This window comes from Amycolatopsis sp. GA6-003, assembly GCF_046267895.1.
Classification (GTDB): Bacteria; Actinomycetota; Actinomycetes; order Mycobacteriales; family Pseudonocardiaceae; genus Amycolatopsis.
In genome coordinates, this window is record NZ_CP176499.1 from 6,992,051 (window position 1) to 7,013,910 (window position 21,860).

Consider the following 21,860-nt stretch of genomic DNA (forward strand, 5'->3'; position numbering starts at 1 on the left):
GCACGCCCGGGTGGGCGCCGTCGTTCTGTCCGGGCCTGTTCGCGAGAGGGAGACGGCGAAGTGGATTCGAGTTCGCTCAAGGGGCTGCTCGACGAGCACGCCCGGCTGGAACAGGAGCTGGCGGACCCGGCGGTGCACGCCGACCAGGCCCGGGCCCGCAAACTGGGCCGCCGCTACGCCGAGCTGAGCCCGGTCGTGCGCGCGGTGCGCGAGCTGGACCAGGCCCGCGACGACCTTTCCGCGGCCAAGGAACTCGCGGCCGAGGACGCGACGTTCGCCGCCGAGGCCGACGAGCTGACGGCGAAAATCCCGCAGCTCGAAGCGAAACTCACCGAACTGCTGCTGCCGCGCGACCCGTACGACGGTTCCGACGTCGTCATGGAGATCAAATCCGGCGAGGGCGGCGAGGAATCCGCGCTGTTCGCGGGCGACCTGCTGCGGATGTACCTGCGCTACGCCGAGCGGCACAACTGGAAGGCCGAGGTGCTCGACGCGACCGAGTCGGACCTCGGCGGCTACAAGGACGTCACGCTGTCGCTGAAGAGCAAGACCGCGGACGTCGACGGCGTGTGGGCCCGGTTGAAGTTCGAGGGCGGCGTGCACCGCGTGCAGCGCGTGCCCGCGACCGAATCGCAGGGCCGCATCCACACGTCCGCCTCCGGCGTGCTGATCTACCCGGAACCGGAGGAGGTCGAGGTCGAAATCGACCCGAACGACCTGCGCATCGACGTGTTCCGGTCGTCCGGCCCTGGCGGGCAGAGCGTCAACACCACCGACTCGGCGGTGCGGATCACGCACCTGCCGACCGGGATCGTCGTGTCGTGCCAGAACGAGAAGTCGCAGATCCAGAACCGCGCGCGGGCGCTGCAGGTGCTGCAGGCCCGGCTGCAGGCGATCGCCGAGGAAGAGGCGGCGGCCAAGGCGTCGGACGCGCGTCGTTCGCAGGTGCGGACGGTCGACCGTTCCGAGCGGGTGCGGACGTACAACTTCCCGGAGAACCGGATTTCGGACCACCGGGTCAACTACAAGGCGTACAACCTGGACCAGGTGCTCGACGGCGAACTCGACGGCGTGCTGGACGCGCTGGCCGCGGCCGACCGCGAGGAGCGGCTCGCCGCGCAGTCGGGCTGATCCGCACCCGGCTTCTCACACGGCGGCGGGGAGTTCCTCGACGCTTCGGTCCTCGGTCTGCTCCGGCGCGTTGTCCGCGCGGGGGAGCAGGCTGAGGACGGCGAACACCACGGCCAGCACGGTCGGGAACAGCGTCAGCAGCTGGTGTTTCACGCCTTCGATGCCTTCGCCCAGCGCGGACAGCCCCAGCTGTCCCGCGGCGAAGAACACCAGCAGGAACGCGACAATCCCGTACTCGCGCCTGCCCCGGCGGAACGCGCGCACCCCGGCCCAGCCGACGAGCAGCCAAATCGGGATCAGCACGAACAGGCCGAGCGGCGCGACCAGCGCGGCGAGCCCGGAGAACACCGGCACCCGGTATTCCTTCGAAAGCCGCGGCTGTCCGGACAGTTCGCCGAAGCTGCCGAGGTTCGCCGGACGCGCGGTGAGCGCGTCGACGCCGCCCTGCTGCAGGATTTCGGCCGTCCGGCCCGGGTGCGTGGCGTAGTAGTGCAGCACGTTGCGGCGGCTGATTTTGTCCTTGTACTGCGGGTAAAGCGGGTCGTGCCAGGCCGCGCGCTCGCCCCACCAGCCGGTGCCGACGTACTGCTCGAACGATTCCGGCAGCCCGAGCGCGGCGAGGTCGGCCTTCGTGTCGTGCTTTCCGTCCACAATGGAATCGAAGATCGCGTGGTACATGTTGGCCTCGCGGTATTCCGCGTTGGCCGGATCGCCCTGCGACTGGACCGCCAGGGTGCCCGCGCCCACGAGCGCGAGCACGGCGAGCGGCAGCGGCCAGCGGTTCCGCCCGCGCGCGCCGGACGGCCGGGCCAGCAGCAGCGCGAGCGCGAAAAGCGGGATGAGCAACAGGGTTTGCGATTTGGCGTTGATCCCGATCAGTCCGCCGAGGACAGTCACCGCGGCACCGGCCCAGCGCAGTTTTCCGGGACGGTGCACCAGGAACAGTCCGCCGCAGATCAGCAGAATGCCGAGGAAGGCGGCGCCTTCGCTGAGCACCGACGCGAAGTAGCCGAAGAACGCCGAGTCGGCCATCACCAGCAGCAGCAACGCCGTGGCGAGCAGCCGGTTTCGCCGGTTCAGGTCGAGGCCGAGCACGGTGGCCGTGATCGCCGCCGCGACCAGCACGCAGGTGAGCACGCCGAGCACCAGCAGGTTCAGCACGCCGGACGCCCCGAACAGCGCGCCGATCTTGCCCGCGGCCCAGTCGAGCCAGGCCTGGCTCGAGACGTAGGCGGAATCGCACGGCGGCGCGGACCCGTAACTGAACCGGACGAACCCTTCCGACGGCCGGTCCAGCTGCCGCCCGCCGAGCTGGCACAGCAACCGCCAGCCGTCGCCGTTGTCGGCCATCCCGACCGGCCGGGGCACCAGGAACCGCAGCAGCAACAGTCCGAGCGAGGCGACGAATACCCCGAGGCCGAAGCGCAGGTCCCTGGATCTCACCGGGCGGAGTCTAGAGGGGACCCCGCCGCGGCCGAGGGGGCGGGGCGGCGGGCCTCATGAGCGTTCTCACCGGCGGGAACGCTCACCAGACCCGGTCCGCTTCACTCGGTCGCGGCCGCGAACGCCGCCATCCGCTCCTCGTAGCCCTCGTGCGCACCGAAGTGCACCGCCACCGCGTCCGCGCCCGCCGCCCGATACGCGCGGTAGGTCTCGACGGCGGTTGTTTCGTCGAACTGCTGCCGGGCGATCCGCCGCACCCGCCGCTCCGGATCGAGCTGATCCAGCTTCGCGACCCGTTCCGCGAACGCCTCCGGCGAGAGACCCGCGCTGAGCCACTGGTCCCCGGCCCGGACCGCCCGGCGGAGCGCGGCCGGCGAGTTCCCGCCGACCAGGATCGGGATCCGCCCCTCCGGCCGCGGTTCGAAGTACCCGCCAGCGCGGCCCCGTCCGGTGGTGAACAGCTGGTCCAGCAGGGAAAGCGTGTCGTCCAACGTCACCCCGCGCCGGGAGAAATCCGCGCCGATCTCGGCGAACTCCGGCTCGTTCCACCCCGCGCCGACGCCCAGGACCAGCCGGTGCCCGGACAGCCGGTCGATCGTCGCGGCCTGTTTGGCCAGCAGATGCGGTTCGCGCAGCGGCACGATGATCACCGAGACGCCCAGCTGGACGCGTTCGGTCGCGGCGGCCAGGTAGGCGAGCGTGGCCAGCGGTTCGTACACGCCGCCGAAGACCTCGCCGAACGGTTCCGGCGGCAGCACGTGGTCGGGCAGCCAGACGGATTCGTAGCCCAGTTCCTCGGCCAGCCGGGCGAGGTCGGCGAGCCGTCGCGGGGTCAGGTCCGGCGATTCGTTCGGCAGGACCGCCTGGCGGCTCATCCCAGCGCCTTCCGGATCGCGGCGAGCCAGGCTTCCGGCGCTTCGTCGGCGATGCCGTGCCCGGAAGCGATCTCGACCAGGTCCGCTCCCGGAATGCCCTCGGCCAGCTCGCGCGAATGCCGCGGCGGCACGAGGGAGTCCAGCGTCGTGGCGATCACCAGCGTCGGGACCGCGATCGACGCCAGTTCCGCCCGGGTGTCGACCGAGCGGACCAGCTCGACCTGCTTCGCCGTGCCCGCGGGCACCGACGCGGCCAGCCCGTCGACCGCCGCGGCGAGCTGGTCCGGCGTGAGCGAATCGAGGAACGGCTCGCTGGCGGCGACGAGCAGCAGGTACTTGGCGAGCAAGGTGCGGTCGCCGTCCAGCAGGTGCGCCCACAAGTCCAGCGCCAGCTCCATCCGCGCGTCCGGCCGGGCGAGACCAGCGGTGAGGATGAGTCCGGTCACGCGTTCGGGATGCCGGGTGGCCACGCGGACCGCGACGGCCGTGCCGAGCGAGTAGCCGAGCACGGTGAACTTCTCGACCCCGGCGTCGACGGCGGTCGCGACCAGTCCGTCGGCCAGTTCGTCGAGGGTGCCGCCGGCGACCGGGTAATCGGCCCCGACCACGGTGTGCGTGCGGGCGAGGTCGTCCAGGAGCGGGCCGAAGTTGGCGGTCACCCCGCCGCCCGCGCCGTGCGCGAGCAGCAGGCCGGGGCCCTTTCCGACGACCAGGGGAGCGAAATGTTCTGTCATGGTCGCGACGTTAAGGATTGACACCAGTGTGAAGGCCAGAAGCGGGGGAAAATCGGATGCTGATCGGCGAACTCGCGCAGCGCACCGGCGTCGCGCCGCGGCTGCTGCGGTACTACGGCGAACAGGGCCTGCTGCCCTCGGTGCGCAATTCGAGCGGGTACCGGGTGTACGACGAGGAGGCCGTCGTCCGGGTGGCGCAGATCCGGAAACTGCTGGCCGCGGGCCTGACCACGGAGATGATCGCCGGAATGCTCGACTGCGCGAGCGGTCCCGCCGCGCACCTCGACCTGTGCCCCGATCTGGTGCGCAGGCTGCGCGGGGAACTGGCCGAAGTGGAGCGCCGGATCGGGGATCTCGCTCAGCGGCGCGAAGTCCTGTCCGGGTATCTCGGCCAGGCGTGAGGCCCGGGCGGCCGGGGGTCGATACGCTAAGCAGCACCCCCTCCGGGGGAGTTTCGACGAGTGAAGGACGACCAGTGAATCGGCAGCCGCTGCGCCTGGCCATCATGGAGGCCACCCGGATCCTCACCGAGGCGGGCGTGGAATCGCCGCGGTCGGACGCGGATCTCATCGCCGCGCACGTGCTCGGCGTCGACCGGGGCAGGCTGCCGATGGTGCCGCTGGTCGACCCGCCGGTGATCGACGCGATCGGCCAGCTGGTCGCGCAGCGCGCCAAGCGGATCCCGCTGCAGTACCTGACCGGATGGGCCGCGCTCGGCAACATCACGGTCAACGTCGGCGCGGGCGTGTTCGTCCCCCGTCCGGAAACCGAGCTGCTGCTCGAATGGGGCGTGAAATTCCTGCAGGGCCGCGAATACCCGGTGGTGGTCGACCTGTGCACCGGCTCCGGCGCGCTGGCGCTGGCGCTCGCGCACGAACGCCCGGACGCGGTGGTCTACGCGGTGGACGTCGACCCGCAGGCGCTCGCCTGGGCCCGGCACAACGCCGACGTGCACAGCGCGGCAGGCAACACCCCGATCCGGCTCTACTCCGGCGACATCGCCGACCCGACGATGTTCGCCGAACTCGACGGTCTCGTGGACCTGGTGCTCTGCAACCCGCCGTACGTGCCGGAGGGCACGCCGGTCCCGCCGGAGGTCGGCGAACACGACCCGGCACGCGCGGTCTTCGCCGAAGAGAGCGGGCTGGCGGTGATCCGGCACGCGATCGCGGCCGGCGCCCGATTGCTGCGACCGGGCGGCGGACTGGCCATCGAACACGACGACACGCACGGTTCGGCGGTCCCCGCGCTGGTGCGGGCGCGGCGGGTGCTGACCGGGGTGGAGGACCACCCCGACTACAGCGGGCGGCCGCGGTTCGTCACCGCTCGCCGTCTCGGCTGAGGTTTCGCGCTGCGCCATTCGCACCTTTGCGTTCGTCCTGCCCGACTTTCGTCGTGCGGCAGCGGGGTGGCTTTCGTTCGCTCGCCTAACGATCACCGTTAGCGTCGGGCCTCGGGACCGCCGGGCGGACCGGCGGAGAAGCGAGGAGCGAGATGAGATCCCCCTTACCCCGCCGGGATCACCGCACCCGGATCACCCGAAGCCGGACCACCCGGGCCGCCGTCGTCGTGGCGGTGGCGGCGCTGGCTCCCGCGTTGCTCGCCGGGACCGCCGCCGCCGATCCGCTCACCCGGGGCTGGCCCGCGCCGCTGGACTCCGCACACTGGGCCGACCAGGCGAGCATGACCTGGCAGGACTACCGCCAGGTGCCCGGCACCAACTGGGCCGACCCGTCGCTGAAACCGACCGTGCGCAAGTTCAAGGGCGCCGTCGTGCTGGCCGACTACCCGGACGCGGATTTCGTGGTCACCAAATCGCCGCATTCGACCGTTTTCGGCAATCCGTCGCCGTCGGCGAGCAATCTGCCGCGGGAGAAAGTTGCCCAGCACTACCAGGATTTCCTCAACAAACCCGAACCGCTCAACCACGGCCACACCATCAACGAGTACTGGATGGAGGACTCCGGCGGCCGGTTCGGCGTCGACCTCACCGCGTTCGGCCCCTACCGGATGCCGGGCAAATCCTTCGAGTACGGCATGGAAATGCAGCCGCAGGACTGCCCGGCGGACGCCGACTGCACCCGGGACCTGCGCAAGGACGCGGGCGACGCGTGGCGGGCCGACGTCGGGCCGGTGGCCGGCCAGTTCGACTTCATTTTCTTCCTTTCCGCGGGCCAGGACGAAAGCTCGACGTGGCAGGAATTCGGCGAGATGAAGTTCGGCGCGAAGGAGAACGTGCCCGCCGAATTCGGTCCGCCGGGCAGCAAACCCGGCGACCAGAACTGGGCGCACACGCGGTACGTGCCGTGGACGTCGTGGGCCTCGGCGGCGAGCATCTGGCCCAACGCGGCCAACGGATCCTCGACCCAGGCGGAAAGCTCCGGCCAGGGTGTGTTCGCGCACGAGTTCAGCCACATCCTCGGCATCGGCGACAACTACAACAACCCGTTCGGCAACCCGCCCCGGCGGTCCTACACCGGACCGTGGGAAATGTTGTCGCGCGGCAGTTTCAACGGCCCCGGCGGCCCGCACACGCGGTGGCAGATCCCGGCCACCGAAGGCGGTTCGATGGGCGCGCACCACATGCTGCGCAACAAACTCAAGCTCGGCATCGTCGATCCGAAGTCCGTGCTGAGCCTCGACCGGAACCAGCTCGCCACGACGGGTCCGGTCACCGCACGCGTGACCGCGCGGGAAGCGGAGCCGCAGCAAGGCGCGTACGCGGGCATCACGATCGCGCTCACCGGAGGTGACCGTTCGCCCAAGTGCGATCCGGCGAAGGACCCGAAGTGCGACGGCGGCGGGTACGACCACTACAGCGTCGAGGTGGTCGACCGGATGGGTTCGGACTCGTTCGCCCCGGACTCCGGCGTTCTGCTGGCCAAGACCAAAAACCGCGACGCCGCACCGTTCGAATGGATCGTGGACGCGAACCCGCAGGACATCAACCTGACCGATTACGTCCGCCCGGACGGGACGCCGGTCAAGATCACCGTCGGCGACTACCGGCAGCTCAACGACGCCACGTTCAAGGCGGGCACCGGCGCGTCCAGCGGCTACGAGTACACCGACGAGGCCAACCGGCTGCGGTTCCTCGTCACCGACCTCGACCGGGACAGCCGTGGCGTGCTGTCGTACACGGTCACTGTCGCGTCGCTCGACGGTGCCGGACCGCAGACGCGCGGCGCGTGGTTGTGGCCCGCACTGCCCGCGTTCGCCAACGGCGGTCTCGCTACCTGCGACTTCCGCCTTTCGAACCAGGGCTCGGCCCGCGGCGCGACCGCCCCGTACGACCAGGACACCTACCGGCTGACCGCGTCCACCGACACCCGCGGCTGGGAGGTCCGGCTCCCGAACGCGCTGGCCACCGCGAAATTCGGCGGCTCGACGCAAATCCAGGCGTACGCGAAACGGTCGGCGGGCGCACCGCACACCGCTCGCGTGCGGCTGACCGCGACGTCGATCGCCGACCCGGCGAAGACCACGACGACCGCCTGCACCGCGATCGGGTTCTGAAGCCAGTAAAGGCGCCATCCGCCCTCGGCGGCGGATGGCGCCTTTTGACTGGGTTGCCCGCTATCGAGCCACCCCCTACCGTGGGGCAGCCGAACAATCAGACTTCTGGGGGAGTCATGTTCTTGCGTCAACGCATCACCGCGGCCTGCGGCGCGGTGCTCCTCGCCGCCGGCGCGCTCACCGCGAGCGCGGCCAGCGCGTCCGCCGCGGCCGGCCCGACCACCCTCCCGGCCAGCCAATACACGCTGACCTCGGACTACCACAAATACGACGCGGTCTACTCCGGTCTTTCGGCCAAGCTGCACACCGTGCCGGTGCACACCGTCATGGACAACGCGAACCACGACCGCCAACCGCTGCCGTCCACCTTCGCCCCGGCCGGGCTCACCGGCGGTTTCCGGTTCGACGACGGCGACAACGACGACTGCACCAACTACCCGCAGGGCATCACCACCAGCCGCGACGCGGTCGGCGGCGGCAACGGCGGGAACTACGACGGGCACCAGCTCGTCGCGGTCAGCTGGTACACCCGCGACGCGTGCGGCGGCAAACAGGTCCGCAGCCGGATCACGCTCGCCGACTGGGACGCGACATACCCGAACAAGTACCGCAAGATCCTGCTGGTCGAACCGACCGGCACGAGCGCTTCGCCGAACTACAAGGACATCCCGATCCACGCCGGCGGCGTCTCCTGGTACGGCGACTACCTGTACGTCGCCGACACCGGCGGCGGCATGCGGGTCTTCGACATGCGCAAGATCCTCGAGGTGAACCCGGGCGGCACGGCGGACCAGATCGGCCTTTCCGGCGGCCAGTACTACGCGCACAACTACCGCTACGTCCTGCCGCAGGTCGGCACGGTCGCCGCGCACACGACGTCCGGCACCAACCTGGCCTGGTCGAGCATCTCGCTGGACCGGGTGAGCAAATCGATCGTGATGACCGAGTACACCTGCAAGGCCGACTGCACCGACTACCCGAACCGCGCCCCCCGCGCGGTGCGCTTCCCGTTCGCCTCGGGAGCGACGACGTTCGCCGCCTCCACGACGGCGAGCCAGGCGCTGCAACTGCCCTGGTACAACCTCAACGGCGTGGCCTCGCACAACGGCCGCTGGTGGTTCAACTCTTCCGCCGCGAAGCAGCTCTACTACTGGACCCCGGCCGCGGGCCCGGCCACGCACGCCTGGGTGAGCAGCGGGGAGAGCATTTCGTACTGGGAGGACCCGGCGGGCGCGGATCTGCTGTGGTCCCTGCAGGAGGGCAAGGGGAACCGGAACGTGTTCGCGGTCAAGCAGGCGAGTTACGGCGCCTGACCGCCGACTGTCCGCGAGGGGAACCCTCATTGACTCTGATTCCTTCAGGGTTCCCCTCACGCACCTCGGCAGCGCCTGCCCGGGGCACCGGGGGATAGGCTTCCGGTCATGAGTGCGGTCTACGACTGCGGCAAGCGCGAATCCCGAGCCGAAGGCCTGTCCGCGGCGGCCGCCGCGGTGCGGTCGAGCCGGCTGGTCGTCCTGCCGACGGACACGGTGTACGGCATCGGCGCCGACGCGTTCGATTCCGGAGCCGTCCAGGCGTTGCTGCGGGCGAAGAACCGCGGCCCCGACATGCCGGTCGGCGTTCTCGTCGGCTCCTGGTCCACTGTGGACGGTCTGGTGCTCGGCGTTCCGCCGCAGGCGCGGGCGCTCATCGAGGCGTTCTGGCCGGGCGATCTGTCGATCGTGCTGCCGCACGCGCCGAGTCTGCAGTGGAATCTCGGCAACTCCCGCGGCACGGTGATGCTGCGGATGCCGCTGCATCCGGTCGCGCTCGAACTGCTGCGCGACGTCGGCCCGATGGCGGTGTCGAGCGCGAACGTCTCCGGGCGTTCGCCGGCCTCGACCGTCGAGGACGCGAAGGAGCAGCTCGGCGACGCGGTGTCGGTGTATCTCGACGGCGGTTCGAGCGGGGAAACGGTGGCGTCGTCCATCGTGGACCTGACCGGCGACAAGCCGCTGGTGCTGCGCGAGGGCACGGTCACCAAGGCCGCCATCGCCGAGGTGCTCGGCGTCGCCGAGGAGACGCTGGACTGAGCCGGGGAAGTGACTGCCGTTCACCGGGACCGCACGCGGGCGCGGTAGCGTGGCGCGGTGACTCCGACCTCCCGGCGGGCGTGACGCGGTCATGCCTGTAGTCCAAGGACTTCTCCCGATCCGGGAGTACCTGCTCGTCGCGCTGACCGCGACCGCCGTGACCTATCTGCTGACCGGCGTCGTGCGGCGGGTGGCCATCCGGATCGGCGCGATCGCCAACCCCCGCGCGCGCGACGTGCACGTCAAGCCGATCCCGCGGATGGGCGGCGTCGGCATCTACCTCGGGATCGCCGCGGCGATGGGGCTCGCACACCAGCTTCCCGCGCTCAGCCACGGTTTCGACGTCTCCTACGACGCGGTCGGCGTGCTGCTCGCGGCGGGCGTCATCTCGCTCATCGGCATCCTGGACGACCGGTTCGAACTCGACGCGTGGACGAAGCTCGCCGGACAGGTCATGTGCGCCGGGATCCTCGTCATCTTCGGCGTGCAGTGGGTGTCGTTCTGGGTGCCGTGGGGCGGCAACGGCGATTCCATCGGCTCGGTGCTGGTGCTGGACAAGAACCAGGGCGCGCTGCTGACCGTCGTGATGGTCGTGGTGATGGTCAACGCGATGAACTTCGTCGACGGCCTCGACGGGCTGGCCGGCGGGCTCGGCTTCATCGCCGCGGCGGCCACCTGCGTGTTCTCCCTCGGCCTTCTCGACAGCGCGGGCGGCGACTTCGGCTCGTACCCGCCCGCGCTCATCGCGGCCGCGCTCGCCGGGGCCTGTCTCGGTTTCCTTCCGTACAACTTCCAGCCGGCCAAAATTTTCATGGGCGACTCCGGATCGATGATGATCGGGCTGATGCTCGCCGGGGCCACCACCTCGGCGAGCGGACGGGTCAACTACACCCGGTTCTCCGCCTCGGACGCGCTGGCCCTGCTGTCGCCGCTGGTGGTCGTCGTCGCGGTGCTTTTCGTGCCGGTGCTCGACCTGGTGATGGCCGTCGTCCGGCGCACGCGGCGCGGGCAGAGCCCGTTCGCCGCCGACAAAATGCATCTGCACCACCGGTTGCTGGAAATCGGCCATTCGCAACGGCGCGCGGTGCTGTTGATCTATTTGTGGGCCGGGATTCTTTCTTTCGGCGCGGTGTCCATCACGATTTTCGACAGCCCGGTGGTGTTCTGGGCGATCGGCGCGGCATTGGCGGTCGCGGTGCTGGTTTCGCTGGTGCCCCGGCTGCGTTCCCGGCACCGGCACGGCGTCTGAAACCGCGGCCGGTCTATACTGGCGGGTCGAACCGAACGAGGAGCGAATGCAGTGAGCGACACCGAGACGCCCGAGACGGCTCAGGCCGCAGCTCCGGAGAACCCGCACGCCGCTCCGGTGCGCCAGCTCGCGCGCTCGATGACGCGTGCCTCGCTGCTGTTCACGCCGCCGTTCATCCTGGTCTGCATTGTGCTTTTCACCGTCCTCAACGGACTGCACGGCTTCCTCGGCGCGGTGGTCGGCGGCGTGCTCGCGATGGTCGCCTCGCTGTCGACGCTGGGCATGATGAAGGTATCCGCCGGACAGGACCCGTCGCTGGTGATGCTCATCGCTCTCGGCGGTTACGCGGCGAAGGTCATCCTGCTGTTCCTCGCCCTCACTCTGCTCAAGGGCGTCACCGTGCTGCACCCGCTTTCGCTGGGCATCACGATGATCGTCGCCATTCTCGTGGCCGCCGCCGCGGAGTTCGCGGCATTCCGCAAAGCGCGTATTCCGACCATCATTCCCGCCTCGAATTGACGGGTTCGGGACAAGGGTCCCAGCCGGATCCGGGACCTAGGTCCTGGACCGTTCGGCTGGTAAGGAGTACGCCTGTACGGCAGTGATTGACCTGCTGGTATGGTCCGCGTCATGGGTGGCGGCCTCGGCCGCGCACTCCCGACGACGAACCGCGATCAGCAGTGTGGCGACCGGATGGTTCCGCCTCTCCCGACAGCTGGTCCGAAGTAGACCGCAGGGCAGTGTTCACGCGAGACATCCCTCGGGCGCAGACCGGCGAATTGGCTCCGCGCACGGTGGGTACCGCCGCCTCCGGCGTCCCGATGCGTATCGGGTACGTTAAGTCCAGATCGTGACGATTCCCCCGGCGGAGTGAACGCCGGCCGGGAGAACCGGGAGGAGCCCAGTGGCCGCGCTGGTACTGACCGAGGGTGCGACCTTCGCGCCCCCTGGCGCCGAAAGCTTTGAGCTGCCGCCGTTGTTCGGCTTCGTCACGAAGCCGATGCTTCTGGTGGTGCTCTCGGTGATCATCATCGCGGGGTACTTCCTGCTGGCGACGCGCAAGCTGAAGGTCGTTCCGAGCAAAGGCCAGTTCGTGGCCGAGGGCATCTACGACTTCGCGCGCAACAACATCGCCCGCGAGCAGATCGGCTCGAAGGACTTCAAGCGCTTCGTGCCGGTCATCTTCGCGTTGTTCACCTTCATCCTGCTGAACAACCTGTACGGGGTCATCCCGTTCCTGCAGTTCCCCACCATGGCGCGGTTCGGGTTCCCGATCGCGTTGTCGGTGCTCGTGGTCTACCCGGTCTACCACTACGTCGGGATCAAGAAGCACGGCCTCGGCGGGTACTTCAAGAAGGAGCTCGCCCCGGCCGGCGTGCCCGGTCCGGTGCTGCCGCTGTACGCGCTGATCGAGTTCGCGGAGAAGTTCTTCCTCAACCCGCTCACGCTCGCCATCCGGGTTTTCGCCGCCATGTTCGCGGGACACCTGATCCTGGCGGTCTTCACCCTCGGCGGCACCTTCCTGCTGACCGAGACCTCGAGCATCGCGCTGAAGCCGGTGTCGCTGGTGGCGTGGATCTTCGCCATCGGCCTGACGTTCCTGGAGGCGTTCATCCAGTGCCTCCAGGCGTACATCTTCGCCCTGCTTTCCGCGGGGTACATCGGCGCCGCGCTGGCGTCGGAGCACTGAGAACACACACAGACCCCGATCCGCGTGAGTGCGCGGACCGAAGTGAAGGGAAACGCACGTGAGCAACATCGTTCTGGCCCAGGCCGCCGCCGAGACCATCAACCTCAACAAGGGCCTCGCCGCGATCGGCTACGGCCTGGGCGCGATCGGCCCCGGCATCGGTGTGGGCCTGATCTTCGCCGCGGTGATCAACGGCACCGCGCGTCAGCCGGAGGCCCAGAGCAAGCTGCAGGGCATCGGTTACGCCACCTTCGTGCTCACCGAGGTGCTGGCTCTGATCGGTATCGTCATCTACTTCATCGCCTCCGCCTGAGTCGTCCGCTCTCGCGTAAGGAGACGTTGTGCTGAAGAACCAAGTGGCGCTGGCAGCAGAAGCCCACAATCCGATCGTTCCGGAGTGGTCGGAACTGATCCTCGGCATCGTCGCCTTCCTGATCCTGCTGTTCATCCTCAAGAAGTACGTCGTCCCTCGTTTCGAGAAGGCGTACGAGGAGCGGGCGCAGAAGATCGAAGGCGGGATCGAGAAGGCCGAGAAGGCTCAGGCAGAGGCCGAGAAGGCGCTGTCGGAGTACAAGGCGCAGCTGGCGGACGCTCGTTCCGAGGCCGCGAAGATCCGCGACGACGCCCGGCTCGAAGCCGAGCAGATCAAGGCGGAGCTGCGGGAGCAGGCCGAGGCCGAATCCCAGCGGATCGTGGCGCAGGGCCACGCCCAGCTGCAGGCGCAGAAGGCGCAGATCGTCGCCGAGCTGCGGGCCGAAATGGGCCGCAACGCGGTCGAGCTGGCCGGCCGCATCGTCGGCGAGTCGCTCGAGGACGAGGCGCGCCGTCGCGGCACCGTCGACCGGTTCCTCGCGGAGCTGGACACCGCCGGGGCCACTAACGGAGCGGGGAAGTAACCAGAGATGACGCTGCATGCTGCGAGCCGTGAAGCGCTCGACCTCGCCGAGCGCACGCTCGGCGAGGTGCTGGCCGGAGCGGGCGCCGATCCCGCGAAGGTCGGGGACGAGCTGCTCTCGGTCGTCGACCTCCTTGACCGCGAAATCGGCCTGCGCCGCGCGGTCGGCGATTCTTCGGTCGCTCCGGAGAGCCGCCAGGGCCTGGTCCGCCGCCTGTTCGACGGAAAGCTGAGCGAGCAGGCCCTGAAGGTGCTCGACACCGTGGCGGGCAGCCGCTGGTCCAGTCCCCGCGAGCTGGTGGACGGGCTCGAGTCGATCGGCCGTTCGGCGCTGCTCACCGCCGCCGAAAAGGCCGGGAACATCGAAACCGTCGAGTCTCAGCTGTTCCAGGTCGCGCGGATCGTCGCGGGCGCCCCGGAACTCGAGGCGGCGCTGTCCGACCTGGCCGCTCCCGCCGACGCGAAGCGGACCCTGGTCCGCGGGCTGTTCGCGGACAAGGTCGACGCGGTCGTCGAGACCCTGGTCGAGCAGGCCGTGCAGCGCGCCAAGGGGCGCGGCATCGGCAACGCGCTCGACAAGCTGGTCACGCTGGCCGCCGAGCGGCGCGAACGCTCGGTCGCGTACGTGACCTCGGCGAACGCGCTCACCGACGAGCAGCGGGCCCTTCTCGGGACCAAGCTCGACGGCATCTACGGGCGGCCGATCGCGCTGCACGTCGAGATCGACCCGGCACTCGGCGGCGGGCTCGTCGTCCGCGTCGGGGACGAGGTCATCGACGGCAGCACGTCCGGGCAGCTGGCGGCGGTGCGCCGCACGCTGAGCCGGGCCTGAGCGGCACCACAGACTTTGCACACTGGACAGAAGAGAAGCGAGAGCGGGAACGAAATGGCGGAGCTGACGATCTCCTCGGACGAGATCGCCCACGCGATCGAGAATTACGTCTCGAGTTACGCCCCTTCGGTGGAGCGGGAAGAGGTCGGCGTCGTCGCCGACGCCGGTGACGGCATCGCCCACGTCGAAGGGCTGCCCTCGGCCATGGCCAACGAGCTGCTCGAGTTCCCGGGCGGCGTCCTTGGCGTGGCGCTGAACCTGGACGCGCGCTCCATCGGCGCGGCGATCCTCGGCGACTTCGAAAGCATCGAAGAAGGCCAGCAGGTCAAGCGGACCGGCCAGGTCCTCTCGGTGCCGGTCGGCGACGGCTACCTCGGCCGGGTCGTCAACCCGCTCGGCCAGGCCATCGACGGCCTCGGCGAGATCGAGACCTCCGGCCGCCGCGCGCTGGAGCTCAAGGCCGCCTCGGTGGTCGAGCGCCAGCCGGTGTCCGAGCCGCTGCAGACGGGCATCACCGCGATCGACGCGATGACCCCGATCGGCCGCGGCCAGCGCCAGCTGATCATCGGCGACCGCAAGACCGGCAAGACCGCGGTCGCGGTGGACACGATCATCAACCAGAAGGCCAACTGGGAGACCGGCGACCCGAAGAAGCAGGTCCGCTGCATCTACGTCGCGGTCGGCCAGAAGGGCTCCACGATCGCCTCGGTGAAGTCGGCGCTCGAAGAGGCAGGCGCGATGGAGTACACCACCATCGTCGCGGCCCCGGCGTCCGACTCGGCGGGCTTCAAGTGGATCGCCCCCTACACCGGCTCGGCCATCGGCCAGCACTGGATGTACGAGGGCAAGCACGTCCTGATCGTGTTCGACGACCTGACCAAGCAGGCCGACGCCTACCGCGCGATCTCGCTGCTGCTGCGCCGCCCGCCGGGCCGCGAGGCGTTCCCCGGCGACGTCTTCTACTTGCACTCCCGTCTCCTCGAGCGTTGCGCGAAGCTCTCGGACGAGCTGGGCGCGGGCTCGCTGACCGGGCTGCCGATCATCGAGACCAAGGCCAACGACGTGTCGGCCTACATCCCGACGAACGTCATCTCGATCACCGACGGCCAGTGCTTCTTCCAGTCGGACCTCTTCAACGCCGGTCAGCGCCCGGCCATCGACGTGGGCATCTCGGTGTCCCGCGTGGGTGGCGCCGCGCAGGTCAAGGCGATGAAGAACGTCGCGGGCTCGCTGCGCATCGACCTGTCCCAGTACCGCGAGCTGGAGGCGTTCGCCGCCTTCGCCTCGGACCTGGACGACGCGTCGAAGGCGCAGCTGGAGCGCGGTGCCCGGCTGTACGAGGTGCTCAAGCAGCCGCAGTACTCCCCGGTTCCGGTCGAGGAGCAGGTCGCCACGGTGTACCTGGGCACGAACGGCTACTTCGACTCGGTCCCGACCGAGGACGTGCGCCGCTTCAACCAGGAGTTCCTCGACTCGGCGCGGCGCAAGCACGCCGAGGTGCTGGGCGCGATCCGCGACACCGGCAAGTTCGAGGACGACACCCGCGACGCGCTGATCGCGGCGGTGAACGAGTTCAAGAAGGAGTTCACCACCTCCGAGGGCAAGCCGCTCGAGTCGAACGCCGACGCGATGGCCGCCGAGAAGGTCGGGCAGGAGACCGTCAAGGTCAACAAGCCCGCCCCGAAGAAGTGAGCTGGTAGCCCATGGCCGCACAACTCCGGGAGCTTCGCTCGCGCATCAAGGCGACGAAGTCGATCGGCAAGATCACCAAGGCGATGGAGCTCATCGCCACCGCGCGCATCACCAAGGCGCGCGCGAAGGTCGCCGCTTCCCGGCCGTACGCGGACGAGATCACCAAGGTGCTCTCGGCGCTGGCCGGCGCGGCGGCCAACCTCGACCACCCGCTCCTGGTCGAGCGCCCGAACCCGAAGCGTGCCGCCGTCCTGGTCGTCACCAGTGACAAGGGCCAGTGCGGCGGTTACAACTCCAATGTGCTGAAGGCGACCGAAGAGCTGCTTGCCCTCCTCAAAAAAGAGGGCAAGGAGGTCGACGTCTACACCACCGGCAGCAAGGGCCTGAACTACTACCGGTTCCGCAATCGCCCGGTGGCCGGCAGCTGGACGGGCTTCTCCGACCAGCCGGCCTACCCGGACGCGGTCGCGGCGGCCGAGACGCTGGTGAAGTCCTTCAACGCCGGGGTCGACGACGCTTCGGGCAACGCGGACGGCATCACCGGCGTGGACGAGATCCACGTCGTCTACACCGAGTTCGTGTCGATGCTGACGCAGCGCCCGGTCGCCAAGCGGGTCGCGCCGCTCGAGGTCGAGTACTCCGAGGGCGAGGACGAGAAGCCGGCCGGTCTGCTGCCGAGCTACGAGTTCGAGCCCAGTGCCGACAAGCTGCTGGCCGCGCTGCTGCCGAAGTACATCAACACCCGGCTGTACGCGGCGCTGCTCGAGTCCGCTGCGTCCGAGCTGGCCGCCCGCCGGACGGCGATGAAGGCCGCGTCGGACAACGCGAACGAACTGGTGAACACGCTGACGCGGGAGGCGAACCAGGCCCGGCAGGCGCAGATCACCCAGGAGATCTCCGAAATCGTCGGTGGCGCGAACGCGCTCACCGCAGCAGGAAGTGATGACTGATGACCAGTACTGAAGCCCCGCGCGCCAAGGGGCGCATCGTCTCGGTGACCGGGCCGGTCGTCGACGTCGAGTTCCCGCGCGGTTCCGTTCCCGAGCAGTTCAACGCGCTCAAGGTCGAGATCGAGTTCGAGCAGCTGCGCAAGACGGTCACCCTCGAGGTGGCCGCGCACCTGGGCGACAACCTCGTGCGCACGATTTCGCTGCAGCCGCAGGACGGCCTCGTCCGCGGCGCGGAGGTCACCGACACCGGCGGCCCGATCACCGTCCCGGTGGGCGACAAGGTCAAGGGCCACGTCTACAACGCGCTCGGCGAGTGCCTGGACGAGCCCGGCTACGGCGACGACCTCGAGCGCTGGGGCATCCACCGCAACCCGCCCGCCTTCGACCAGCTCGAGGGCAAGACGGAGATGCTGGAGACCGGCCTGAAGGTCGTCGACCTGCTGACCCCGTACGTGCAGGGCGGCAAGATCGGCCTGTTCGGCGGCGCGGGCGTGGGCAAGACGGTGCTGATCAAGGAAATGATCACCCGTGTCGCCCGGAACTTCGGCGGCACCTCGGTGTTCGCCGGCGTCGGCGAGCGCACCCGCGAGGGCAACGACCTCTTCCTGGAGATGTCCGAGGACGGCGTCATCAACGACACCGCCCTCGTGTTCGGCCAGATGGACGAGCCGCCGGGCACGCGTATGCGCGTCGCGCTGTCCGCGCTGACCATGGCGGAGTACTTCCGCGACGTCCAGAACCAGGACGTGCTGCTGTTCATCGACAACATCTTCCGGTTCACCCAGGCCGGTTCCGAGGTGTCGACCCTGCTGGGCCGCATGCCTTCGGCCGTGGGCTACCAGCCGACGCTGGCGGACGAGATGGGCCAGCTGCAGGAGCGGATCACCTCGACCCGGGGCCGTTCGATCACCTCGATGCAGGCGATCTACGTGCCCGCGGACGACTACACCGACCCGGCCCCGGCGACGACGTTCGCCCACCTGGACGCCACCACCGAGCTTTCCCGGTCGGTGTTCCAGAAGGGCATCTTCCCGGCGGTGGACCCGCTGGCGTCGACCTCGACGATCCTCGACCCGGCGATCGTCGGCGAGGACCACTACCGCGTCGCCTCCGAGGTCATCCGGATCCTGCAGAAGTACAAGGAGCTGCAGGACATCATCGCGATCCTCGGCATGGACGAGCTTTCCGAAGAGGACAAGCTGACCGTGCAGCGGGCGCGCCGGATCGAGCGGTTCCTGTCCCAGAACATGCTGGTGGCCGAGGCCTTCACGCAGATCCCGGGCTCCACGGTGCCGCTGGCCGAGACGATCGAGTCGTTCGACCGGATCACCAAGGGCGACTTCGACCACTACCCGGAGCAGGCGTTCCTGGGCATCGGCGGGCTCGAGGACCTCGAGAAGAAGTACCACGAGATCACCGGCAAGTGAGTGCGTGAGACCGGCGGGGGCACTGTCCACAATGGACAACGGCCCCCGCCGTTCTCGTAACCGAAGCAAGACCTATTACACTCGGTGGTGACACCCCGAGCGAAGGAGTGCTACGTGGCTGAGATGTCCGTGGAGCTGGTTGCCGTCGAGCGCCGGCTCTGGTCGGGTACCGCCACCTTCGTGGTGGCGCAGACCACCGAGGGCGAGATCGGCATCATGCCCGGACACGAGCCGGTGCTGGGCCAGCTCGTCGAGGGTGGCGTGGTGAAGGTGAACACGACGGACGGCGACGTGCTGACCGCCGCGGTGCACGGCGGGTTCCTGTCCGTGACCGCGACCGGGGTGAGCGTGCTCGCGGAGAGTGCCGAGCTGTCCGACGAAATCGACGTGGCCGCCGCGAAGGCAGCCCTCAGCACCGGCGACGAGGCGGAGCGGACGAGGGCCACGGCCCAGCTCCGCGCGGCCGGGCAGTCGGTCTGAGCGAAGTAGACGGGCAGGAGCCGGGCCGTGCAGATCGCTGTAGTGGTGCTAGTGCTCCTGATCGTGCTCGTCGTCGTGGTCGGCTGGTACGGCCAGCGGTGGATCCGGATGCGCCGCGGCGGCGGCGTCAGCGTGGCGCTGCGGTGGCGTCCGGACAGCCCGCGGTCGAGCTGGCACCTCGGCCTCGGCCGGTACGAGGGCGAGAAGTTCGTCTGGTATCGCGTGTGGAGCCTGCGCACCGGCCCGGATCGCGTGTTCCAGCGGGAAAGCATGCAGATCGCGGACCGGCGGGACCCGTCCGGAACCGAGGCGTACGCGGTCCCTGAGGGCTCGACGGTGCTGCGCTGCGAGTCCTCGGACCAGGAACCGATCGAGATCGCGATGGGTCCGGGTGCGCTGACCGGGTTCCTGTCGTGGCTCGAATCGGCCCCGCCGGGGCGAAGGCTGCCGCGAGCTTCGTGAGTTTTTCGGCAAGGCCCGTCACCGTTCGCGGTGGCGGGCTTTTTTGCTGCTCGTGCCGCGGGTTCGGCGGCGCTACGCTGGGCAGATGGACGCCCGAGAACGGGAAGACCGGGCCCGCCGCTGGCAGCGCCTGCCGGAGCCGGTGCGGCTCGAGGACCTCAGTGCCGCCCAGGCCGTCGAGCCGGGGCGGGATTCGACGTGGGACGTCGATTACGAGCGTTATTGGGCCGCTCAGGAGGCCGGCTGGGGCCGGTAGCCCGCTAGCTCGCCGTGGGGGAGGGCGGCTGCCTCAGCCGCCCGGCTGCCACAGTACGTCGCCGTCGGGATTCGCCAGCCGGGCAAGGATGAACAGCAGGTCCGAGAGCCGGTTCAGGTACTTGGCCGCGATCGGGTTCGACGTGTCCGGCTCGGCCTCCATCAGCGCCCACGCCGACCGTTCCGCGCGGCGGGAGACTGTGCGCGCCTGGTGCAGGAACGCCGCGCCCGGGGTGCCGCCCGGAAGGATGAAGGACGTGAGCTTCGGCAGGCGTTCGTTGAACTCGTCGCACCAGCCCTCGAGCCGTTCCAGATACGCCTCGGTGATGCGCAGCGGCTCGTACGGCGGGTCTTCCTGGATCGGCAGGCACAGGTCCGCGCCGACGTCGAAAAGGTCGTTCTGGATCCGGCGCAGCACGCCGGTGATCTCGTCGGGCAGCCCGCCGAGCGCGATCGCCAGGCCGAGCACGGAATTGGCCTCGTCGGTGTCGGCGTAGGCGGACAGCCGGGCCGAGGTCTTGGGCACCCGGGAGCCGTCGCCGAGCGCGGTCGTGCCGTTGTCGCCGACCTTCGTGTAGACCCGGTTGATGCGAACCACCATGTGCCCGACTCTACCGGCCCGGGTTCGGGCAAAACTGGGCGAGAGGGCATGATTGGCGGCCATGAGCGAGCACTTCGACGTGCATGGCGGAGCGCGGCTGGTCGGCGAGGTCGACGTGGTCGGCGCCAAGAACAGCGTGCTGAAACTGATGGCCGCGGCACTGCTGGCCGAAGGCACCACGACCATCACGAACTGCCCGCAGATCCTGGACGTCCCGCTGATGGGCGACGTTCTGCGCAGCGTCGGCTGCGAGGTGGAGATCGAGGGCGACACGGCGCGCATCACGACGCCCGCGGAGCTGTCGCACCGCGCCGATTCGGCCGCGATGGGCAAGCTGCGCGCCTCGGTGTGCGTGCTGGGCCCGCTGGTCGGCCGGTTGAAGCAGGCGGTCGTGGCGCTGCCCGGCGGCGACGCGATCGGCCAGCGCCCGCTGGACATGCACCAGGCCGGCCTGCGCAAGCTCGGCGCGACGAGCACCATCGAGCACGGCTGCGTCGTCGCGAAGGCCGAAACGCTGGTGGGCACCCAGATCTGGCTGGATTTCCCGAGCGTCGGGGCGACCGAGAACATCCTGATGGCGGCCGTGCTGGCCGAGGGCACGACGGTGATCGACAACGCCGCCCGCGAACCGGAAATCGCGGACATCTGCACGATGCTGACCGAAATGGGCGCGAAAATCGAGGGCGCGGGCACCTCGACGCTCACCGTGCACGGCGTCGAGCAGCTGCACCCGACCGAACACCGCGTGATCGGCGACCGCATCGTCGGCGCGACCTGGGCGTTCGCCGCCGCGATGACCCGCGGCGACCTGACCGTGCGCGGCGTGAACCCGCACCACCTCGACCTGGTCCTGGACAAACTGCGGCTGGCCGGCGCGGAGGTGACTACCTACGACGACAAGGGTTTCCGGGTGGTCCAGCCGGAACGCCCGAAGGCGGTCGACTGGGTGACCCTGCCGTACCCCGGTTTCGCCACCGACCTCCAGCCGTTCGCGGTCGCGCTGTCGGCGGTGTCCGAGGGAACGTCGATGATCACGGAAAACGTGTACGAGGCGAGGTTCCGCTTCATCGAGGAAATGATCCGGCTCTCCGGAGACGCCCGCACGGACGGCCACCACGCGGTGGTCCGAGGAGTGGAGAAGCTGTCGAGCGCGCCGGTGTGGGCGTCGGACATCCGCGCCGGGGCCGGGTTGGTGCTCGCCGGGCTGTGCGCGGACGGGGTGACCGAGGTGTGGGACGTGTTCCACATCGACCGCGGGTATCCGCATTTCGTGGAGAACCTGAACCGGCTGGGCGCACGGATCGAACGGGTGACCGGGGAGCCGGAGCGGGCTTGAGCGGTGGCTGCGCCGCCGCCGAATACGCGGAGTGGGACGAAGAAAGCTGTCGTGCCGTCGAAATCAGGATGCGCGACGTTCCGTTGCTGAACCGGCGGCCGGACCTGGTTGTTTACGACGCTGGCCTGGCCGCTGACGCAGTGCTCCGACCCAGGAGCACTGCGTCCTCGTCGTAGAGGTGATGTCGCCAGGGAAGCGACCACTCACGCATACGCACCGA

23 protein-coding genes are annotated in these 21,860 nt (G+C 69.4%); 19 read left to right on the forward strand and 4 right to left on the reverse strand.

Translation table 11 applies throughout. The features are described 5' to 3' along the window. Positions 1-60 precede the first annotated feature (60 nt). Entirely contained in the window at positions 61-1,131 is a 1,071-nt protein-coding gene (gene prfA / locus F9C12_RS31790; protein WP_409462824.1) for a peptide chain release factor 1, read from the forward strand. Between the two features lie 15 nt (positions 1,132-1,146). Here prfA and F9C12_RS31795 read toward each other — a convergent pair whose 3' ends face one another. From F9C12_RS31795 to F9C12_RS31805, 3 genes are all read right to left on the reverse strand, one after another. Further along, positions 1,147-2,574 carry a hypothetical protein gene (locus F9C12_RS31795; RefSeq protein WP_409462825.1) on the reverse strand — a complete coding sequence of 476 codons (1,428 nt, stop codon included), beginning with the start codon at positions 2,572-2,574 and terminating at the stop codon, positions 1,147-1,149. Between the two features lie 101 nt (positions 2,575-2,675). Beyond that, positions 2,676-3,449 carry a TIGR03619 family F420-dependent LLM class oxidoreductase gene (locus F9C12_RS31800; protein ID WP_409462826.1) on the reverse strand — a complete coding sequence of 258 codons (774 nt, stop codon included), beginning with the start codon at positions 3,447-3,449 and terminating at the stop codon, positions 2,676-2,678. Then, positions 3,446-4,183 (reverse strand): alpha/beta fold hydrolase, encoded by a 738-nt coding sequence (locus tag F9C12_RS31805; RefSeq protein ID WP_409462827.1) that lies wholly within the window; start codon positions 4,181-4,183, stop codon positions 3,446-3,448. The genes F9C12_RS31800 and F9C12_RS31805 overlap by 4 nt, the downstream gene beginning before the upstream one ends. A gap of 56 nt (positions 4,184-4,239) precedes the next feature. Between F9C12_RS31805 and F9C12_RS31810 the strand changes: the two genes are divergently transcribed. The 17 genes from F9C12_RS31810 (at position 4,240) to F9C12_RS31890 (ending at position 19,704) form a co-directional block, all read left to right on the forward strand. Beyond that, positions 4,240-4,584, forward strand: a complete 345-nt coding sequence (locus F9C12_RS31810) for a MerR family transcriptional regulator (protein ID WP_409462828.1) — start codon at positions 4,240-4,242, stop codon at positions 4,582-4,584. A gap of 74 nt (positions 4,585-4,658) precedes the next feature. Then, positions 4,659-5,525, forward strand: a complete 867-nt coding sequence (prmC, locus tag F9C12_RS31815; protein ID WP_409185444.1) for a peptide chain release factor N(5)-glutamine methyltransferase — start codon at positions 4,659-4,661, stop codon at positions 5,523-5,525. A gap of 152 nt (positions 5,526-5,677) precedes the next feature. Continuing rightward, positions 5,678-7,699, forward strand: coding sequence for a M6 family metalloprotease domain-containing protein (locus tag F9C12_RS31820; protein ID WP_409462829.1), 2,022 nt, complete (start codon positions 5,678-5,680; stop codon positions 7,697-7,699). A gap of 116 nt (positions 7,700-7,815) precedes the next feature. Continuing rightward, a complete protein-coding gene (locus tag F9C12_RS31825; protein WP_409462830.1) occupies positions 7,816-9,012 on the forward strand; it encodes a hypothetical protein in 1,197 nt (398 codons plus the stop codon). Positions 9,013-9,120: 108 nt separating this feature from the next. After that, entirely contained in the window at positions 9,121-9,771 is a 651-nt protein-coding gene (locus F9C12_RS31830; protein ID WP_409185447.1) for an L-threonylcarbamoyladenylate synthase, read from the forward strand. Positions 9,772-9,862: 91 nt separating this feature from the next. Next, complete coding sequence (locus tag F9C12_RS31835) at positions 9,863-11,020, forward strand: glycosyltransferase family 4 protein (protein ID WP_409185448.1); 1,158 nt, start codon at positions 9,863-9,865, stop codon at positions 11,018-11,020. A 51-nt stretch (positions 11,021-11,071) separates the two neighbouring features. Further along, complete coding sequence (locus F9C12_RS31840; protein ID WP_409185449.1) at positions 11,072-11,539, forward strand: hypothetical protein; 468 nt, start codon at positions 11,072-11,074, stop codon at positions 11,537-11,539. 385 nt (positions 11,540-11,924) lie between these two features. Then, positions 11,925-12,710, forward strand: coding sequence for a F0F1 ATP synthase subunit A (gene atpB, locus F9C12_RS31845; RefSeq protein ID WP_409185450.1), 786 nt, complete (start codon positions 11,925-11,927; stop codon positions 12,708-12,710). A 58-nt stretch (positions 12,711-12,768) separates the two neighbouring features. Next, a complete protein-coding gene (locus F9C12_RS31850; RefSeq protein WP_009082593.1) occupies positions 12,769-13,023 on the forward strand; it encodes a hypothetical protein in 255 nt (84 codons plus the stop codon). A 28-nt stretch (positions 13,024-13,051) separates the two neighbouring features. Then, positions 13,052-13,606 carry a F0F1 ATP synthase subunit B gene (locus tag F9C12_RS31855; protein ID WP_409185451.1) on the forward strand — a complete coding sequence of 185 codons (555 nt, stop codon included), beginning with the start codon at positions 13,052-13,054 and terminating at the stop codon, positions 13,604-13,606. A 6-nt stretch (positions 13,607-13,612) separates the two neighbouring features. Next, entirely contained in the window at positions 13,613-14,437 is an 825-nt protein-coding gene (locus tag F9C12_RS31860) for a F0F1 ATP synthase subunit delta (protein ID WP_409185452.1), read from the forward strand. Positions 14,438-14,491: 54 nt separating this feature from the next. Further along, positions 14,492-16,129: a F0F1 ATP synthase subunit alpha gene (atpA, locus tag F9C12_RS31865; protein ID WP_409462831.1), complete on the forward strand. Its 1,638-nt coding sequence runs from the start codon at positions 14,492-14,494 to the stop codon at positions 16,127-16,129. Positions 16,130-16,140: 11 nt separating this feature from the next. After that, positions 16,141-17,079, forward strand: coding sequence for a F0F1 ATP synthase subunit gamma (locus tag F9C12_RS31870; RefSeq protein ID WP_409462832.1), 939 nt, complete (start codon positions 16,141-16,143; stop codon positions 17,077-17,079). Next, positions 17,079-18,506 carry a F0F1 ATP synthase subunit beta gene (gene atpD, locus F9C12_RS31875; protein ID WP_409185455.1) on the forward strand — a complete coding sequence of 476 codons (1,428 nt, stop codon included), beginning with the start codon at positions 17,079-17,081 and terminating at the stop codon, positions 18,504-18,506. Before F9C12_RS31870 ends, atpD begins: the two co-directional genes overlap by 1 nt. Before the next feature lie 114 nt (positions 18,507-18,620). Beyond that, a complete protein-coding gene (locus F9C12_RS31880) occupies positions 18,621-18,986 on the forward strand; it encodes a F0F1 ATP synthase subunit epsilon (protein WP_009082582.1) in 366 nt (121 codons plus the stop codon). Positions 18,987-19,013: 27 nt separating this feature from the next. Beyond that, positions 19,014-19,448 (forward strand): DUF2550 domain-containing protein, encoded by a 435-nt coding sequence (locus tag F9C12_RS31885; protein ID WP_409185456.1) that lies wholly within the window; start codon positions 19,014-19,016, stop codon positions 19,446-19,448. Between the two features lie 85 nt (positions 19,449-19,533). Further along, positions 19,534-19,704, forward strand: a complete 171-nt coding sequence (locus F9C12_RS31890; protein WP_409462833.1) for a hypothetical protein — start codon at positions 19,534-19,536, stop codon at positions 19,702-19,704. A 33-nt stretch (positions 19,705-19,737) separates the two neighbouring features. Here the strand turns inward: F9C12_RS31890 and F9C12_RS31895 are convergent, their stop codons facing one another. Next, a complete protein-coding gene (locus F9C12_RS31895; RefSeq protein WP_409185458.1) occupies positions 19,738-20,304 on the reverse strand; it encodes a cob(I)yrinic acid a,c-diamide adenosyltransferase in 567 nt (188 codons plus the stop codon). 61 nt (positions 20,305-20,365) lie between these two features. On the opposite strand from F9C12_RS31895, the gene murA reads away from it, so the two are divergent. Then, positions 20,366-21,640, forward strand: coding sequence for a UDP-N-acetylglucosamine 1-carboxyvinyltransferase (murA, locus tag F9C12_RS31900; RefSeq protein ID WP_409185459.1), 1,275 nt, complete (start codon positions 20,366-20,368; stop codon positions 21,638-21,640). Positions 21,641-21,860: the final 220 nt, after the last annotated feature.

Excerpts from the sequence above, each read along its gene's own strand:
- F9C12_RS31800 (WP_409462826.1), bottom strand. The coding sequence starts at position 3,449 with ATGAGCCGCCAGGCGGTCCTGCCGAACGAATCGCCGGACCTGACCCCG.
- F9C12_RS31805 (WP_409462827.1), bottom strand. The coding sequence starts at position 4,183 with ATGACAGAACATTTCGCTCCCCTGGTCGTCGGAAAGGGCCCCGGCCTG.
- F9C12_RS31810 (WP_409462828.1), top strand. The coding sequence starts at position 4,240 with ATGCTGATCGGCGAACTCGCGCAGCGCACCGGCGTCGCGCCGCGGCTG.
- F9C12_RS31820 (WP_409462829.1), top strand. The coding sequence starts at position 5,678 with ATGAGATCCCCCTTACCCCGCCGGGATCACCGCACCCGGATCACCCGA.
- F9C12_RS31825 (WP_409462830.1), top strand. The coding sequence starts at position 7,816 with ATGTTCTTGCGTCAACGCATCACCGCGGCCTGCGGCGCGGTGCTCCTC.
- F9C12_RS31830 (WP_409185447.1), top strand. The coding sequence starts at position 9,121 with ATGAGTGCGGTCTACGACTGCGGCAAGCGCGAATCCCGAGCCGAAGGC.
- F9C12_RS31835 (WP_409185448.1), top strand. The coding sequence starts at position 9,863 with ATGCCTGTAGTCCAAGGACTTCTCCCGATCCGGGAGTACCTGCTCGTC.
- F9C12_RS31860 (WP_409185452.1), top strand. The coding sequence starts at position 13,613 with ATGACGCTGCATGCTGCGAGCCGTGAAGCGCTCGACCTCGCCGAGCGC.
- atpA (WP_409462831.1), top strand. The coding sequence starts at position 14,492 with ATGGCGGAGCTGACGATCTCCTCGGACGAGATCGCCCACGCGATCGAG.
- F9C12_RS31870 (WP_409462832.1), top strand. The coding sequence starts at position 16,141 with ATGGCCGCACAACTCCGGGAGCTTCGCTCGCGCATCAAGGCGACGAAG.
- atpD (WP_409185455.1), top strand. The coding sequence starts at position 17,079 with ATGACCAGTACTGAAGCCCCGCGCGCCAAGGGGCGCATCGTCTCGGTG.
- F9C12_RS31890 (WP_409462833.1), top strand. The coding sequence starts at position 19,534 with ATGGACGCCCGAGAACGGGAAGACCGGGCCCGCCGCTGGCAGCGCCTG.
- F9C12_RS31895 (WP_409185458.1), bottom strand. The coding sequence starts at position 20,304 with ATGGTGGTTCGCATCAACCGGGTCTACACGAAGGTCGGCGACAACGGC.
- murA (WP_409185459.1), top strand. The coding sequence starts at position 20,366 with ATGAGCGAGCACTTCGACGTGCATGGCGGAGCGCGGCTGGTCGGCGAG.